At 38.8% G+C, this 17,784-nt stretch carries 19 protein-coding genes; 10 read left to right on the forward strand and 9 right to left on the reverse strand.

From position 1 onward, the window contains the following. Positions 1-194: 194 nt before the first annotated feature. The 4 genes from C8N37_RS14705 to C8N37_RS14720 form a co-directional block, all read right to left on the reverse strand. A complete protein-coding gene (locus tag C8N37_RS14705; RefSeq protein WP_170114534.1) occupies positions 195-689 on the reverse strand; it encodes a DinB family protein in 495 nt (164 codons plus the stop codon). Positions 690-1,271: 582 nt separating this feature from the next. Then, a complete protein-coding gene (locus C8N37_RS14710) occupies positions 1,272-2,273 on the reverse strand; it encodes an alpha/beta hydrolase family protein (protein WP_108159600.1) in 1,002 nt (333 codons plus the stop codon). Positions 2,274-2,483: 210 nt separating this feature from the next. Continuing rightward, entirely contained in the window at positions 2,484-3,104 is a 621-nt protein-coding gene (locus C8N37_RS14715; protein ID WP_108159601.1) for a DoxX family protein, read from the reverse strand. 450 nt (positions 3,105-3,554) lie between these two features. Further along, on the reverse strand, positions 3,555-4,271 hold the full coding sequence (locus C8N37_RS14720) for an SDR family oxidoreductase (RefSeq protein ID WP_108159602.1): 717 nt from the start codon (positions 4,269-4,271) through the stop codon (positions 3,555-3,557). A 366-nt stretch (positions 4,272-4,637) separates the two neighbouring features. Here C8N37_RS14720 and C8N37_RS14725 point away from each other — a divergent pair, with 366 nt between their 5' ends. The 10 genes from C8N37_RS14725 to C8N37_RS14770 all read left to right on the forward strand — a co-directional run bounded on the left by C8N37_RS14725 (position 4,638) and on the right by C8N37_RS14770 (position 13,884). Beyond that, entirely contained in the window at positions 4,638-5,111 is a 474-nt protein-coding gene (locus tag C8N37_RS14725) for a Dps family protein (RefSeq protein ID WP_108159603.1), read from the forward strand. A 68-nt stretch (positions 5,112-5,179) separates the two neighbouring features. Beyond that, the gene (locus tag C8N37_RS14730; protein WP_108159604.1) at positions 5,180-5,875 is read left to right on the forward strand and encodes a LytR/AlgR family response regulator transcription factor; all 696 of its coding nucleotides are present in this window, start codon (positions 5,180-5,182) and stop codon (positions 5,873-5,875) included. 163 nt (positions 5,876-6,038) lie between these two features. Then, entirely contained in the window at positions 6,039-8,261 is a 2,223-nt protein-coding gene (locus C8N37_RS14735; RefSeq protein WP_108159605.1) for a hybrid sensor histidine kinase/response regulator, read from the forward strand. 4 nt (positions 8,262-8,265) lie between these two features. Beyond that, the gene (locus C8N37_RS14740) at positions 8,266-9,324 is read left to right on the forward strand and encodes an NADH:flavin oxidoreductase/NADH oxidase (RefSeq protein ID WP_108159905.1); all 1,059 of its coding nucleotides are present in this window, start codon (positions 8,266-8,268) and stop codon (positions 9,322-9,324) included. A gap of 21 nt (positions 9,325-9,345) precedes the next feature. Beyond that, on the forward strand, positions 9,346-9,897 hold the full coding sequence (locus C8N37_RS14745) for an antibiotic biosynthesis monooxygenase (RefSeq protein ID WP_108159606.1): 552 nt from the start codon (positions 9,346-9,348) through the stop codon (positions 9,895-9,897). A 230-nt stretch (positions 9,898-10,127) separates the two neighbouring features. Next, positions 10,128-11,177 (forward strand): cupin domain-containing protein, encoded by a 1,050-nt coding sequence (locus C8N37_RS14750; RefSeq protein ID WP_108159607.1) that lies wholly within the window; start codon positions 10,128-10,130, stop codon positions 11,175-11,177. A 26-nt stretch (positions 11,178-11,203) separates the two neighbouring features. Next, positions 11,204-11,905: a YoaK family protein gene (locus tag C8N37_RS14755; RefSeq protein ID WP_108159608.1), complete on the forward strand. Its 702-nt coding sequence runs from the start codon at positions 11,204-11,206 to the stop codon at positions 11,903-11,905. 11 nt (positions 11,906-11,916) lie between these two features. Further along, complete coding sequence (locus tag C8N37_RS14760; RefSeq protein ID WP_108159609.1) at positions 11,917-12,378, forward strand: redoxin domain-containing protein; 462 nt, start codon at positions 11,917-11,919, stop codon at positions 12,376-12,378. 2 nt (positions 12,379-12,380) lie between these two features. Further along, the gene (locus C8N37_RS14765; RefSeq protein ID WP_108159610.1) at positions 12,381-12,896 is read left to right on the forward strand and encodes a DsbA family protein; all 516 of its coding nucleotides are present in this window, start codon (positions 12,381-12,383) and stop codon (positions 12,894-12,896) included. Positions 12,897-13,062: 166 nt separating this feature from the next. Further along, on the forward strand, positions 13,063-13,884 hold the full coding sequence (locus C8N37_RS14770) for an alpha/beta fold hydrolase (RefSeq protein ID WP_108159611.1): 822 nt from the start codon (positions 13,063-13,065) through the stop codon (positions 13,882-13,884). Positions 13,885-14,133: 249 nt separating this feature from the next. Here C8N37_RS14770 and C8N37_RS14775 read toward each other — a convergent pair whose 3' ends face one another. The 5 genes from C8N37_RS14775 to C8N37_RS14795 form a co-directional block, all read right to left on the reverse strand. Beyond that, a complete protein-coding gene (locus tag C8N37_RS14775; protein WP_108159612.1) occupies positions 14,134-14,451 on the reverse strand; it encodes a hypothetical protein in 318 nt (105 codons plus the stop codon). A gap of 22 nt (positions 14,452-14,473) precedes the next feature. Then, entirely contained in the window at positions 14,474-15,268 is a 795-nt protein-coding gene (locus C8N37_RS14780; RefSeq protein WP_108159613.1) for an SDR family oxidoreductase, read from the reverse strand. Positions 15,269-15,474: 206 nt separating this feature from the next. Continuing rightward, positions 15,475-16,533 (reverse strand): ankyrin repeat domain-containing protein, encoded by a 1,059-nt coding sequence (locus C8N37_RS14785; protein WP_108159614.1) that lies wholly within the window; start codon positions 16,531-16,533, stop codon positions 15,475-15,477. A 141-nt stretch (positions 16,534-16,674) separates the two neighbouring features. After that, positions 16,675-17,106 (reverse strand): NAD(+)--rifampin ADP-ribosyltransferase, encoded by a 432-nt coding sequence (gene arr, locus C8N37_RS14790; protein WP_373866221.1) that lies wholly within the window; start codon positions 17,104-17,106, stop codon positions 16,675-16,677. Positions 17,107-17,151: 45 nt separating this feature from the next. After that, a complete protein-coding gene (locus C8N37_RS14795; RefSeq protein ID WP_146171079.1) occupies positions 17,152-17,679 on the reverse strand; it encodes a hypothetical protein in 528 nt (175 codons plus the stop codon). Positions 17,680-17,784: the final 105 nt, after the last annotated feature.

Here is a 17,784-nt window from a genome sequence, read left to right on the forward strand (position 1 = left end):
ACCACAACTATACTGGTCTTAGCAAAAGAGTATTTTCTGTTTTAAACACTTAAGAATAAAGAATTGAAACTAAAAAAGCTTAATCCATCATTACTCATGCTCTTACTTTTCATCAATGGATTAGGAGCACTTTTCGCTGGTTTAGGTTTTATCATAAAGCCGATTGGGTCATTCGTTGGCATACATAATCAGTTTTAATCGTTTAAATTTCTCTCCAACTGTCGAATATGACGCTCCGTATGGTAGATGTTAAACCAAGCCCATTCCAGTCGTGTAAAAGGTCCATATTGTGGAATAGCATAATCTGTACAGATATCCGAAAGATCCTTTGTCCGAATAATAGCCGCCATCTGTTCTATTCTATTCTTTAAACCAGCGATCAATCTGTTTTTATCCAGCGGTTTTTCCGTTGGTATAATGGCATCAGGCGATTTCATGCGGACGGTATCATCAGCAAATATCTTTTTGATTAATTCGATCTTCTCATTTGGGGACCGATCACCAGATTCAGATCCACCATCCATCGTTTCTGCAGAGGCATAGGATTTACGTATATGGTCAACTATCTGCCCAGGAGACCAACCTCCGTCCGCCGGTTTTTTATTAATTAAGGCCTCATCCATACCTGCGATCATGGAAACCAATTGGTTTGTGACCTGTTGAAAGGTCTGTTCTGTCTGTAAGTTCATATCATTTGCCATTATACATCTAACCTTATCGGCTGCAATTCTTTGGTATCTTTAAACACTCCGAACAAGCATGCAGTCCATTTTAAAAATCAAAGCTAATAAATGCATGACTACTGCCTCATAAAGATAAGAATACCAAAACTTTTGAACACTATAATTTCCAAATTTTATACCGCTAAATGCGATCTTCAAGTCGCCTTGTATTATTCATTTTTAAATGGTAAAAATAGATCACCATCGGGTCTGATCAGACCTGAAATCATTTTCGTTTAATCATACACGTACCTTCCATAAATCACCATCCATTGATGATCAAAAACTCACATGGGCTATTTTACAATTAACACTCCGTTATTTATATGATTTCCTAAGATTGAATCAGTTCATCTTCAAATTGGTCTGAAGCATAATTAAGTTCTTTTAGATCGTGATACACATACTCTGCCGACAAACATGCTACCTCAACATGTGGTTTTATCATCAGCTGCTGTATAAGGTCCTCCCCTTCTTACAGTCATTTCATTGAATGAACTGAAAACCAAGAAGCTTAAAAAAGACAGCCATAAATAAGTCCTTTCATTGCTACCTCAGATGATTAGAAAGATAATTCAATATTTCCATCGCTACTTGTTGGTGGATCAATTTTCTATCTATGCTGTGGTCATCTTGATAATAAGTTGACTCCTCTTTTTGCAACTGCGGGTTACCCTCATTCAAAAAAATGTAATGACCTGTATTTCTAGGCAGCTTAACAAATTTCGACCCTGAAATAAGACTACTGTATTTTAATCCATTAGTTTCAATTGGGGCGATTTGATCATTATTTGCGCCGATTATTAATACTGGAGGCATAATAGGATACTTCTGTTCCGAAAGTCCCAAACCTAAAGCTGGAGCCAGGGCTATATGCACTTTAAATCGACTATCTTTCACAGCTGTGGGTACTTCTGTGCAAGGTATCCTCGTCAATAGTCCTGTCAGGTCACCAAGCTCCGGAACAATGAATTCTTTATGGCCTCTTTCGGATAAAGCGTTACGTTTCAGTAGCTCACAGTCTAATTGAATGCCCGCTAGTGCCAGTGCTGTATACCCACCCAATGAAAAACCTATCGTAGCAATTCGATTACTGTCCACATAATTATTAAAACGCTCGTCCTTTAAAAATGAAGAGAGCAGGAAACTCAGATCCAACGGCCTTTCCCAATAGCGAACAAAATACTCTGGGATTTTATGATCAAGAGTATTTCCCCAATGATCCGGTGCGATAACGATGTATCCATTCTTCGCCAATTCAATCGCCAGCCAAGATAAACTCAGCCTGTTACCTCCTGTACCATGCGATAATACGATCAGCGGATATTTCTTATTTATAAATGTCGCATTCTGTATTGTGGGAGGTAATACAAACGGTAGTTCTGTCTCTCTGATATCTAGATCAGCTGTTGGATACCATACCTGAGTCTTTAAGGGACGCTTCCGAGAATGGTCAAGATAACTGATCGTCCTTTCGCCGACATTTGACATCTGACCATGACAAAAGCATGAGATTAAGATCAATAAAAAAATAATCCACGTACGATTCATCTGTTAATAAATTTTAAGTATAAGCATTTCAATGAGCATAATATAGAAGTCCTGATTAGTGCAATATCAGGCTCTCAAGGAGCTCATTTCACCTGGCGAAATCTAGCTAAATAAGCTTTCCATTTGCTGTCTCCGATTTTTAAATAGGATAAAATATAAGTCAATCCATATGGAAACTCCCCTATAATCAAGCATCTCTTTTAATCTAGCTTATACGGACTTCTTTTTTCTCCAGAATACAACATTGGTATAAACGGTCGTCCCCACCAAAATACATATTGCGATCACATTGATGACTTTAGAGATCAGACCGGTCTGTGGACCTAAAAAACAGAGAATGAGAAGCGTACTTATATATATTACACCAGCATTGACCCAAAGCTTTGATACCTTCGGAGCATACCTCTTTTGGGGTAGATCATTTTCAGAATTTAATTCCGCTATTCTATTTTTATCCCAATAAAGTAAAATTAAACCGGCGACCATCATTAAACTCGTGATGATCCAGGTACCTGTAAAGTGCAGAGAAATGGTGATCATCCAGATATTGGTTGTTATTGCCATAAAGAAAAATGTCCCGATTAACGCAAAGCGCTGTGTCATCAGCAGGATTGCGGTGACGATTTGAGCCAAGCCAAGAAAATTATAATAGATCCCGGAAAGATAAAGTACCTCAAAAAACTGACCTATCGCACCAGTTGTTGGTAATTGAGTAAACCTCTCGCCCATTAATTTTGTAAATCCAGAGGGTACAAATGCCAATGCAATAAGATACCGGATGTGGATAATGGTCCATTGGACAAATTTAATTTGTTGTAATTGATAAAACATAGCAGAAAAAGGATGAGGTGATGTTAATTACAAAATAGCTTTGGAAGATAAGTTTTTAAGATATAGACACCTATTTCCCTTTCAGCCAACGTATATTTTGTCATTTGCATCATTATTTCTTATTGATTAGCAAATTTACCACAATTGACTCATTAAAGTCAATGGTTATCTTTAACCAAAAATAACCAAATCTTCAAAATTTTGCAGCTCAAACATATTGTTGTTTATCGTATTTCCTTATTCTACAGTGATCAGCAATCAAACCGCAGTAGAGCCTTCATTCCAGCGCTTTTTATCAATCAGTGCTTATTACTTTTCGGGATCATAACTTAGGCCAACGTCTTTATTAAGTTCAGCTCTTGCCTTACAACCATGGATTCCTCAAAAGTGAGTTTCTTTCATACAACTTCTTCTCCCTCTTAGAAGATCCGTTGTGAGCAGTCGTCGTTTTTATACATTTACATCATTCATTGCGGGCATATTGATTTCTTTTACACAGCTCGCATTAGACGTTGATATGATAAATTTTAATGCATTTATCACGTCTTGCAAAGGAATCAGATTTCCTTCAGTTTGTTTTATAACAGTTTCGACATTTTCATCATTTTCAAATTCAGTTGCTAAATAGCCTAAGTTTAATATGGAAACCCCAATTTTATATGCACGAAGATTTTCTCTTAATGCATGCACTACACCCCTTAATGCAAACTTTGTAGCAGCAAAAGTGACTTCTTTTCCATTATGATTATCTAAACCCCAAGTGGAGCCGATCAATATGACCTTGGCGTTTTCAGATTGTTTTAAATTTTTAATTACTGCCTTAATATTCAAAATACAAGAAGTGATATTTGTATCTATCAAAGTGCATATTTCTGATTCATCATTTTCTTCAAAACTATATTTTTCTGTAAAAGCATTACTTTCCCATATTCCAACATTATAAATGAAATAATCTATTTTTTTATTCCCTATATGAGCCCGAATAGTTTCTGAAGAATTTTTAGGATTGGACAAATCGGTGCTAATCCACTTTACATTTGATTTCTCTTTCAGGTAGTTTGGTTTACTTCTTGAAATCCCAAATACTTCATCATGCTCATCAGGTAAGCTTTTCGTAATGACCTTTCCAAGACCTTTACTAATTCCAAAAATTAAGTATGTTTTCATTTCCGCTTTCAAATTTTTATGTGTTGAGGATGATGGTTCACATTTCGAATCCTGGCATCCAGATGTACTTTTCAGTATGAACTGTTGTGCCTAACATACAATTTTTTAAGCAAAAAATTACCGTATGGATCAAAAAGATTGATCTTCGTTAATCATTCCCTCAACCGGTCCAGATGTGGTATCATAAACAAGTACCTAACGACGAGTAGAAATGAGTTAAAAAGATTTCACTATTGCCTCCTTAAAAACCATTTCAACGATCCATTTTGCCTATTCACCGAAATTCAAATTGTTTTCACAAAATTCCGACAGACATTTACATCAGAATCAAATCAATAGTACTTTATAAATTAACATCTCCATCTTATGCAAACAAACACCGGACTTACAGCACAAAACGCAGATGCTGTAGCAGCAGAATTAGCAAAATTATTAGCAGACGAATTTGTACTCTACATCAAAACAAGAAATGCACATTGGAATGTCACTGGTGACAATTTTCACGCAAACCATATTTTCTTTGAAGAACAATACAAACAGCTTGATGCATTGATTGACAGCGTTGCAGAACGTATTCGCAAAATCGGGCATTATGCACCTGCAAGCATGAAAATTTATTTAGAGCTCACTCACCTTACCGAATATAGCGAAAGAGCTAACGACGGTCTTGGTTTTATGAAAGATCTGCTACAAGACCATGAAAATATGATCGAATTTATACGTGGCAACATCACACCCTTTTCCGAAAAGTTTAAAGATTATGGTACTAGCGATTTTGTTACCGGCCTCATGGAGACACATGAAGAAATGGCGTGGATGATCCGTTCATACTTCAGATAATCCGTGTCAGACGTTTCAAAATAAAAAAGGAATAATTATATTTGTGTCAACCCTAATAAACTATTCCCATGAAAGCTCTGATCGTTGACGATAATGATATGGCAAGAACCACCTTGGCACATTTGGCAAAACAAATTCCAACTCTGACTATTGTGAATCAATATTCGAACGCAATAGAAGCTTACAATCATTTGCAGAACAATCATGTTGACTTGATATTTTTAGATATCGAAATGCCGGAAATGACTGGAATTGAGCTGACAAAAACATTGCCCAAGAAAGATACGATCATCATTTTCACATCTTCTAACAAAGAATATGCACTGGAAGCTTTCGAACTCAATATTGCCGATTATATTTTGAAGCCAATCACGCCAGCCCGATTTTTGCAGGCCGTAAACAAAGCACAAACGATCTGGAACAGTAAGAAAGAACAGGTGCAGGTCGAAAAGGAAGAGTTTATTTTTGTACGAGATTCCAACGTTACGAGGCGCTTAAAATTAGATGATATTTTGTATGCAGAAGCGATGGGCGACTATGTCAAATTTTATACGAAAGACAAAATGTTTGCGATTCACGGCACTATGAAAACTGCTGAAGAACGATTACCAAAGGACAATTTTATTAGAGTGCATCGTTCCTTCATCATCGCTGTGAGTAAAATTGACACGTTGCAGGATGGTGGAATTGTACTAGATGGAAAATTTGTTCCGGTTGCAGATGCTTACAGAAAAGCACTCAATACCCGGATGAATGTCTTTTAAAATACTTGTATTTAACTGATCCATCTCACCTCCATCGATTCTTCAAAGAACGTTTACCACGCTCCTATGGGCTCATCAATACAAGTATTTCGACTCAAAAGGCACAAACTGTCATTTTTAGTTTCAAAATAAAAGTCAATCTGCATCACTTTAACATTTAACAATGATCCATATTTCTTCGGTAATGGGAAACAAACGATTTGCATATCTCATAGTACTTACTTTCCTTGCAGATTCTATATTATTGATCGCAGTTCAGGTCAATTCTGCTCGAAATACTAAGGAACTGATACAAAACAACAACACACTGCTCCATGAACTGACATCTAGCAATCACTTGAGAGAAATTGACCGAGATATCTTAGGAGTAGAGAGCAGGATCAGAGCATCAATTGCCACCAACGATACCACACATCTTAACGGTGTAGATCAAAAAATCGATGATGTAGAAAATTTCTTAGATTCCCTTTCAAAAGATCATGCAGATGCGCAACAGCAGAAGCTGATAAAACGACTTGGCGCTTTGGCAATGGACAAAAAGATGATCAAAGAAACCCTTTTGCAACGCTACAAGATTTTGGGAAATATGGATGATCAAACTTCCATCGCCAATCCACGCGCTAGACAAATATCAAACGAAATCACAGATATCACAGCGCAGATCTACAAAAGCCGACGACTTCAGGTAGCTGATCTCAGTAAGAAAAATGCAGAGATGGGAAAAAAAGCGAAACTTTACGACATGTCACTGCTCATATTATTGGTGATCAGTGGTTCCATTATTGGATATCACATTATCCGTCAGTTTCGCCGACAACATGTATTGATTAAAGAATTGGATATTGCCCAGAAAAAAGCATCAGTCGCTGCGCAAACGAAAGAAAATTTTCTGGCAAATATGAGCCACGAAATCAGAACACCGTTGACCGGGATTCTAGGCTTTACCAATCTGTTGCAAAAAAGGCCATTGGATGCCACATCCGAGGAATTTGTTTCATCCATCCAGCGGGCAGGTGAAAATTTGATGACCATAATCAATGACATTTTAGACCTATCTAAAATCGAGGCCGGTATGATGCGCATCACACCAGGAATATTCAGCATTAATGGTTTAATCAACTCTGTAGAAACGTTATTCTTAGAACGGGCTAAAGAAAAAGGGCTGACCATGTATAGCAGTGTAGATCCTTCCATTCCTGATACACTGACTGGGGATGCCACCAGATTGACACAAATTTTAGTCAACCTCATCGGAAATGCAATAAAATTTACGCATCAAGGAAAAATAAATATTGAAGTTTTTAATCGATCTCAAATTGGGCAAGATATCGTTCTTGAATTCAAAATTTCTGATACTGGTATCGGCATTGATAAAGAAAAATTGCATGAAGTTTTTGAAAGATTCAATCAAGGCGAAGATTCCATTACCCGCAACTTCGGAGGTACAGGTTTAGGACTATCCATTGTCAAAAAATTAATTCTTTTACAAAATGGGGACATCGCAGTCAGTAGTGAGCAAGGAAAAGGAACAACATTTCTTTTTCACATTCCTTATGGGATTGCCAAAGAACAACTTCATGTCATTTCGACCGACCGAACTGCTTCGCTCCAAAAACAACTTGATACTCCCCTTCGGGTTCTGGTGGTTGATGATAACGCCCTCAATCAAAGCCTACTTAATCATTTGCTCTTACAGTGGAACATCAGCTTTAAGATCGTATCTAATGGTTTGGAAGCAATAGAACAATTAACCGAGGAAACCTACGATTTGATATTGATGGATATCCAGATGCCCAAAATGGATGGTTATGCGGCCACTCAGCACATCCGTGAAGAGCTGAAGCTGGCTATACCAATCATCGCCATGACAGCACACGCCATGGCGGGCGAACGCGAAAAGTGCCTCAGCCGAGGTATGAATGAATACATTTCTAAACCCATTATCGAAGAGGATCTGTTAAAATTAATCTCTACTTTCGGACTAAAAGAGACTCCGAAAAAAGAGGTCATCATAGAAGCCGCTCCAATCCAATTTCAATGCATCGACCTCAGTTATATGCGCTCCATCAGCGGTGGAGATACTACTTTTGAAAAAACAGTTACGAAACAGTTTATTGACCATATTCCATCAAATTTAAACCAACTCAATCTGGCTTATCAAAATCAGGATTTCACTACCGTAAAATTAAGAGCGCACGATCTAAAATCAAGTCTGGCAATGATGGGCCTGTTAGCAGCATTACAAGAAAAGGTAAATCTGCTTGAAATGGCAACCGCACAACAACCTAACATCACACAAGCTTTAGCAGACATCACAAACACCATTAACAGGGCGTATGAAGAAGCTACCTTATTTTTACAATCACTTAACCAACCTAAAAATTAAAAAAATGAACTTATTCTCTCCTTTAAAGCTTCGTCAGCTATCCTTAAAAAATAGAATTGTTGTTTCGCCCATGCAACAGTACAGTGCAATAAACGGTGTACCGGGCAACTGGCACATGGTGCATCTTGGCAGCCGTGCTGTAGGAGGTGCCGGTCTGATCATGACTGAATGTACGGCCATTGAACCCGAAGGCCTGGCTACATTAAGCGATGTCGGAATCTGGAACGACGAACAAAAAGATGCATGGAAAAAAATCGTCGAATTTGTCCATGATCAAGATGCAAAAATCGGAATCCAATTGTGGCATTCTGGTGGAAAAGGAAGTCTCAAACATCCTAACGAACGTATGAAGCCGCTCACCAAGGACCAAGGAGGATGGACGCTAAAATCTTCTTCACCCACAGAAATGAATGGTATCATTCCACAAGAGCTATCCATTGATGAAATTCAGAAATTAAAAGTAAAGTTTGCTGATGCTGCACTTCGTGCTGTAGAAGCAGGATTTGATACAGTAGAATTACACGCTGGACATGGCTACCTTTTCCATCAGTTTTATTCTGCATCGATCAACAAAAGATTGGACGAATATGGTGGGAGCCTAGAAAATAGGATTCGGTTTCTGGTAGAAACCGTTGTTGAAGTCCGAAGAGTACTTCCAGATGGAATGCCGTTACTCGTTCGGATTTCCGCTGTCGATTATCTCGAAACCGCAGATGCCTGGACATTGGAAGACAGCATTGTCTTAGCAAAAATATTGAAAGAAAATGGTGTAGACCTCATCACAGCTTCTGGAGGCGGTTTTGCAAATGTCAGTAAAGATCGGGTTTTCCCCAACTACCAGGTACCATTTGCCTCCACCATAAAACAACAGACTGCTATTGCAACCGGAGCAGTCGGAATGATTACAGAAGCGATGCAGGCAAACAGTATTATTGCAAATGACGAGGCAGATCTGGTTTTTATTGCAAGAGAACATTTACGTGATCCATATTTTGCATTGCATGCCGCGAAAGATCTGGAAATAGAAACCGAAATCCCTTGGCAGTATAAAAGAGCTTTTTAATTTTACTAAATTCTTATCGATATGGAAAATTCTGGCGCATCCGTGGTCATCACCCATCATATTTTGGATGACAAACAAACCGAATATGAAAAATGGTTGGACGAAATTATTCCCATTACCCAACATTCAACAGGTTTTATAGACTTGCAGATTGTACGTCCTATACCTCAATTAACATTCGTTTATACCGTAATTATCCGGTTTGATACCATCCACAATCTAAAAAAATGGATGCAGTCAGACAGCCGAGAAAAATTAATTGAAAAGGCCCATCCTTTCTTTAGAAAAAATGACCGGTATCAAATAAAATCAGGTCTGGATTTTCTATTTAATAATGAAACCGAAAGCAACTCCGTACCCGTTCGCTGGAAACAGTATCTCGTCACCTGGTCAGCCATTTATCCCCTATCGATCATCATTCCCCTGATCACAGTTCCAATATGGAGATTTTTGAAAGTTCCTGCAAACCACTACGTGGATGGGTTCTTCAATTCCGGTATAATCGTTCTGCTCATGGTATTTGTCGTGATGCCAAACTACACCAAACTCATCAAAAAATGGCTGTATAGCTAGTATCAGTTTACTTCGCAGTCCTCGTTTTAATAATCCTATAAATCCGTTTCAATCCAATTGAAGTGGATTTTTATCTTATGATGGGGTCTTTTATCTCTTATAGATTAGCCCGCAACTATTTCTTTCAAAGTTTCACCGACTCATTTTGCCTATTCATCGAAAGCCAATTCCGAAACACCTTATTCCTACGTAGATTTAGAATAGAATAAAGACAAACACATAAAGATACGATGATGAAAAACGAATTATTAAGTTTCAAATACGAATTAGAGAAAAAAGAACCCCGTACCAACGATGGTGGAACGACCAGAGGAGCATCAGTAAGCGATTTCCCAGCATCGATTGGTATTGCAGGAGTTTCGATGAGACTACAGCCAGGAAGCATGCGAGAACTGCACTGGCATGCTAACGCCGCGGAATGGGCGTATGTGATTTCAGGAACTGTACGTACCACGATCATTCATCCTGACGGACACAGTTATGTGGACAATTTTGAACCAGGCGATGTCTGGTATTTCCCAAAAGGTTACGGTCACTCTATTCAGGCCACCGGAACTACTGAATGCCATTTCATCTTAATTTTTGACAATGGTAATTTTTCTGAGGATCATACCTTCAGTGCGACCGATTTCGTTTCCAGTATACCTCCCGAGATTGTGGCCCAAAATCTAAATTTGACACTGGAAGAAGTTGCAGCATTGCCCCAAAAGGAAGTCTATTTCGCATCAGGAGTAGTTCCAGATGAATCTTCATTTATTGCAGCCCCCCGTCCTAGTGAATCGGATATCGAATTAACAAGTTTGCACCGTTATCCTTTGCGCGCCCAACAGCCAAGGATCGTTCCCGGCGGAGGTTTACAAAGATTGGTTACCAGCAAAGAATTTCCCATCAGCAGTACGATCTCGGGTTCCATTATAACATTACAGCCTGGCGCTTTAAGAGAGATGCATTGGCATCCGAATGCAGATGAATGGCAATATTATATTTCAGGACAGGCAGAGATGTCAGTTTTCTTAGCAGAAAGTACAGTCGTAACGGAACAGTTTAATGCAGGAGACGTCGGATATGTTCCGATGGGCGCTGGCCACTACATCAAAAATACTGGAAATACAGTATGTGAAATCCTGATCGGATTTAACAGTGGCACCTACCAATCGATTGATTTGAGCACATGGCTAGCTGGAAATCCAAGAGATGTCGTGGTTACTAATTTTGGTTTGGCAAACGGAGAAATTGAAAAATTCCCAGCCAAGCAGCTTTTCATTCAACCTAAAAAATAAAGATTTAATTCAGATCTAGTACAATCATGGATCATCCCTGCGTTAAACCCAATAATCTTGACACCAAAGAATCTGTCAGGATACAAGAAAGATTAGCCATCTATCTCGCTTTTATTGCCGGATATATAGATGCGACAGGACTGATCAAGTGGAAGATTTATGTATCTTTTATGAGCGGCAACACAACGCAATTGGGCGTCGCGCTTTCAACGGATAAAGATGGCGTCATCATGACTTCAGTTATCGCCATCAGTTGCTTTCTCCTAGGGATTTATGCAGGAGCATGCCTATCACTATGGAAAAAAACGGATTACCAAATATTCACATGCTATATCGTTTCATTCATGCTAACTTGCTATACGATAATTGCTTATATTTATACGATACACATCGGGTCATCCATTGCGATTATTGGATTTTCAACCGGATTGATGAATACGATTGTAACAGCTGTCGGAAACCAAAAAGTAAATACAGATTTCGTGACAGGCACGTTGAACAGTTTAGCAAGAAATACCGCCATGTTCAGTATGACCAAAGATAAAATGGAAAGACAACAGTATAAGACCCATGCCTATCATCTTTCTTTGGTATGGATTGGGTTTATATCTGGTGCATACACCGCTTCACTCCTGCTCGATGCGCTAAGAAACTGGTTCTTAATCCTTCCTGCTCTGTTGTTATTGATTGCTGGTCTATGGCTCTCCAGTTGTACTATTAAACCTTAAAAACTAAAACTATGTTAAAGCAAAATGATGTTGCGCCCAATTTTACATTGTATGCAACGCCCGATCAAAAAATTAATCTCTCCGAATTTAAAGGAAAGAATGTTATTCTTGCTTTTTATCCTGCCGACTGGAGTCCCGTTTGTAGCGATCAGATGGCTCTGTACAATGAAACGTTAAAATTTTTCAAACAGTACGATGCAGAGCTTTTCGGAATATCTGTAGATAGTAAATGGTGTCACTTAGCCTTCTCACAATCCCGTAACTTACACTTTCCCTTATTAGCAGATTTCGAAGCTAAAGGAGAAATCGCTAAACAATATGGTGTCTATGATGACGAAGAAGGCGAATGTAAACGCGCATTGTTCGTCATCGATAAACAAGGGATTATCGCATGGAGCTACCTGTCTCCAACAGCAATAAATCCAGGAGCAGATGGAATTTTAGAAGCTTTAGAAACGCTTAAAACAAAATAACTATGTCATTAAAACCAGTCGTCAGCCACACTGATCATGCACAAGGCAATTTAGATGCCGAGCTCATCATAGTAGAATTTGGAGATTATCAATGTCCCTACTGCGGTGCCGCATATCCAGTTCTTAAAGAATTAATGAGTCAATTTGGAAGTCAAATCAAATTCGTATTTAGAAATTTTCCGCTTTCTGAAATGCATCCATACGCCAGACCAGCAGCAATTGCAGCTGAAGCAGCAAATCTTCAAGGCAAGTTTTGGGAAATGCACGATGCTATTTACGAAAATCAGATAGACTTGAATGAGAATTTGCTGATAAAATTAGCAGAAAAATTAAAACTTAACATCTCCCAATTCAAAGAAGATCTGGAAAATCCAGCATTAGCAGAAAAAATAGATTCTGATTTTGAAAGTGGAATTATCAGCGGCGTAAATGGAACACCTTCTTTCTTCGTGAACGGTAAAAAATTTGATGGTGCTGCCATAGATTTAATTCGACTTTTGGAAGAAAATGCAGAATAAAAAGCAATATTTGACAGGGATAACTAACATCATCCATCTATATATTTTCATCAAAATGAACGGTATTCGACATGAACATGGGCTGCATTTTCCTGAACTTTTTTAGCTAAAAAATTAAGACAAGAAATAGTTAATCATAAATCAACAATATTTAAAAATTAAAACAATGAGCATACTTAAATTAAAAGACGGAACAGAAATTTTTTATAAAGATCAAGGAAAAGGACCCATATTGATGTTTCATCATGGATGGCCTTTATCTTCAGACGATTGGGATGCACAGGTCATTTTCTTCTTACAAAAAGGTTACAGAGTCGTTACGCACGATCGAAGAGGTCACGGTAGATCTAGCCAGGACATCTACGGTCACAACATCGAGAAGTATGCTGCGGATGCTGCAGAATTAGTAGAATTTCTTGACCTTCAAGATGTTGTTCATATTGGACACTCTACAGGTGGCGGAGAAGTGATCCGCTATGTAAATAAATACGCTCAGGGCAGAGCCAAAAAAGCAGTCTTAATCAGTGCTGTTCCGCCAATCATGATCGCCAGTGATAGCAATCCAGATGGTGTTCCAATTGCTGTTTTTGATCAGATCAGAGATCAGACGTTAAACAACAGACAGCAGTTTTATATCGATCTGACCATTCCCTTCTACGGTTATAATAGAGCAGGTGCAGATATCAAAGAAGGAGTGCAAAGAAACTGGTGGAGACAAGGAATGATGGGCGGAATTATTGCGCATTACGAAGGTATCAAAGCATTTTCTGAAACTGATTTTAGAGAAGATCTTCAAGCTGTTGACATTCCGGTCTTAGTTCTTCACGGTGAAGATGATCAAATCGTTCCATACCAAAATGCAGGCGTCAAATCAGTTAAATTACTGAAAAACGGGAAACTCATTACATATCCTGGTTTCCCTCACGGTATGCCAACCACAGAAGCCAAAACCATTAATAAAGACCTGTTGGAATTTATAGAGTCTTAACAGATAGATACCAGACAATGGAGCGGTTCGTATATAAGAGACGTCACAGAGAATCGTTAGATTACCGCATGCTGAAGTATCAGATCAACTTGAATAAGGAGATGTATCGCACCGATACATCTTTAAAAAGGCTTGGATTTTTTATTAATCTAAGCCTTTCTTAACATACCCCTTTCCACATGAGGCCAGATCATGATGACCAATGATCAACCTGAATAGATCAGCGGTTATGGAACATAAATGATCCCATTAACCGGTAATTTTCAAAGATTGAATCAGCTCGTCTTTGAATTCATAGTGATAAGTCAAGATCAGCGGACTTCCGGGAAACGTACCCGAAATTTCGGCTTTCAATATCTGCTCCGTTTCTGAATATTCAAGAGGTTTCATCTTTACTTGATATTCTTTGTTGGATTTCGCTATCCAATTTTTTATTTCCATCTTCCCATGGTGTGTTTTCCCTTCGTCAAAAACTACGGCTGTTTCTGCGAAACAGTTGGCATAAGCAACAGAATCAAAATTGTCTTGTGCCTTTACGAGATCGGCAACTGCTTTTGGTAAATTCATTTTCTTCATTTTTAAATTGTTATTAAATCGTCGGTATTGTGCCTCCGTCCATGATGTATTCTGTACCTGTCAGATAATTGGCCCTTGGCGAAACCAGAAATCCAACAAACTCAGCAATTTCTTCGGGTTGTGCCGGTCTTCCTATTGGAATTCCCCCCAATGCGTCCATAACGCTTTGCGTCGCTTGTTCAAGAGCAATATTCGAACTTTCGGAAATTCGTTCCATCATTCGCGTTGATGATTCCGTCATGATCCAACCCGGCGAAACCGTTAATACCCGTACACCTTTTGGCGAAACTTCTTTTGACAGACCTTTACTATAATTGATTAGCCCTGCTTTTGCTGCGGCATAGGGCAAAGTAGAATCGTATAGCGGTAATCTTCCCTGAATGGAAGCAATATGGATGATCACACCGCTTTTTTGACTAAGCATTTGTGGTAAAAATTCCCTGTCCAATCGTACAGGTGCAAGCAGATTGGTTTGGATCGTTTGTTCCCAATCTTCATCGTTTAGTACAGCAAAACCCCCACCTTTCGTTTCCGAACCACCGAGCGCATTGATCAGGATATCAAGTTTCCCAAATATTGCTAAAACTTCTTTTGCGACTCTTTCCGTGCCTTCGGCTTTACTCAAATCTGCAGCAACAAAATATAGTTTTTCATTCAGAGTTTCGGGTACATTTCTTGCTGTAACTACGACAATTGCACCAGCATTTAAGAGTCGCTCCGCAATGGCTTTACCCGTTCCTTTTGTACCGCCTGTCACTAGGGCAACTTTGCCCTGTAATTCATGATTAAAATTAAATTCCTGTCCCATATATTGAAATATTTAGGACAAAGTTCAGTCTTATGTACAGTTCTCACAAGTACGGAGTTACGATTCATATAGGGACAAATTTTTCCCTATTGCGCCATTGTGAACAGCAGTTTCAATTGTGTGCATATAGGAAATCTACCAACCCGAAATTGAGGTCTAGGATTAATAGCTCAATTTATAACTCCAAAAAGCTGTAGTTTTTAATTTTATCTTTTATAGGTCGGCTTATTAAGCAAAATGGGTGTCGGATTAAGAAGTACCCACTTCGTTGCAAGTTCACATAAGAAATTAAGGTCATCAGCAAATCCGGTTTTACGAATTTCTTTGAGCAGAATATGCGATTCTTCAAGTTCCTTTGTCGATAAAGCATGTTCAGAAGATACGTGTACGATAAATGCATCCAACATTTTTTTAAAATCCGTATCCCAGTTTCCACCCCCATTCCGGTATATTTCATCACGCACTTTCCCAGCGATGCGGACCACCTCTCCTTGCACTGTTTGGGCACTCCCCTTAGCAGGAATTAAAAGCTCCCACAATTCTTCAAATTGCTCTTTCCAATTTGTACCACCTACGCTTATTGGTGCCACGCCATCATGCATGATACGCTTTTTAACAGGTACAACTTGATAGATCTCATAAAGATTGCTGAGTGCATGGTCTGTTTCTTGCAGATAGTCTTTATTAAAATTTTCACGATGAAATTCAAAATTCTCACCTATGCGAATAATTTCATCCCTCATCTTTTGCGTTATTTCGGTGTTGGCTTGGAGCAATATGCGCGATACTTCCACCAACGGGATCAAGTCTATATTACTTGCGCGAGATAATGCCCTTTCAAGCGGCGTTTGTTTAGTCGCATTTAAAGCCTGTGTGTCAGCCCCATGAGCAACCAGTTTTTTGACAGATGAAACATTAAAACTACTACCCGCAGCAAAATGCAATGGAGTATCCCCATAGATGTCCACAGCTTTTATATTTGCTCCAAGTTCTAAGAAGACAGTGATGTTGCCACTTCGAGTCATAGCGTGTTGATGAAGAGCTGTACGTTGATAGCTGTCCACGGCTTCGATGTCTGCTCCGCTTGCTACCATCCAACGCACCAGTTCATCAGGCACTTGAAAAAAGCTGAGTGCCGTTGCTTTTCCATAACCACCTCTTGCATCTAACGCGCATGTGTCAAATACTTTTTTAAGATTTTCTATATTATTTTCCTTGATTAATTCGTCAAAATTCTTTGGAAGTGTATTTTTCTTTTTTGCCATTTTCTTTTGGTTTCGGGTTCAATTGAAATTACCGTCAATGATTGGGCGATTTGCGATATAGGCTAAAGCTGTTCATCAGGAGGCTAGAACCACATGGATTACGCAGCTTGAAAAAAGATTTAGCCTATTAAAGTAATGAAATTAATCCAAAATCATGTTCATCCCCTGTTCTCGAAGTCTATCCAGTCCATCCTTAATTGCTTTAATTTGCTCAGAAGTGCGTCCGTGCCAAAGAGTCACTTCTCCAACCACCTTAAAAGGATGTATGGAACGATAAGACATCGTCGGATTACCTGGAAATTTTTTATCCGTTACATTTGGATCATCTTCGATGTCACCAGTTGCTTCTACCACATAAATTCTTTCCCGTTGGTTGCCTTTCGCGAGTTCAGCTCCCAATACAGCAGTATTCAAAGTCGATGATACATACACGTGCTTGAGTTGCCTTTCTTCATAGTTTGAATTAAACCCAACTGCAATCAGATCACCAATTTTTAAGTCAGCCTTTGTCCCATGAAAATATGTTTGGGCAAAGGCTGTTGCCATATGAAGATTTTCTTGCTCTTTATTCATCATTTCATTTTTCTGTCTATTCTCTTTAAAAATGGATAGTTTATATTACTGCTGAACCTCCGTATTGGAAGAACCAAAATAGGAATACATAAGCAGCGAAGCAGCTCTTTTTGCTTTGCTGTTTGCAGGAACAAGTTTCAGACCCAATTCCTCACTATTGAGTCTACCATCAGCTCCCCACGTGATGTCTTTACCTGAACCGTTAGCGATGGTACCATCCTCTTTGATGGCGAGGACCACTTTTCCTTCCTCGGATAGTAGCTTATCCCCCTGTAAACGGACCAGTACCTCGCCGGTCTCAGATTTCAATTCTCCTGCTGCGGTGATAGTACCGAGAAATTCTTTGCCCAGGTAGCACTTTCCAGCCTTATCCATACGTAACACAAAGTTTTTAGATCCACCATCGCTATCCACAATCTGAAAAGCTTCTAAAATAATAGCGGTTTTGTTCGCCTGCTTTTGATCATGCTGAACGGTAGCAAGAACATCTTTAGATTGATGGTCACCGGAGCTATTTTGCCCTGTGCAAGCCAGTAAGAAGAGAAGCGTTCCGCTTAACAGTAATGTTCCCATGCTTAAAAATTTTATGGTTAATAATTTAATATTCAGTTTGTTTATGATAGAAATAAAAAATATGATTTCCATTTTCCATTTTATTGAAGATAAACATTGATTTGA

The sequence above is a fragment of the Sphingobacterium faecium genome, assembly GCF_003054045.1.
GTDB lineage: Bacteria > Bacteroidota > Bacteroidia > Sphingobacteriales > Sphingobacteriaceae > Sphingobacterium > Sphingobacterium faecium.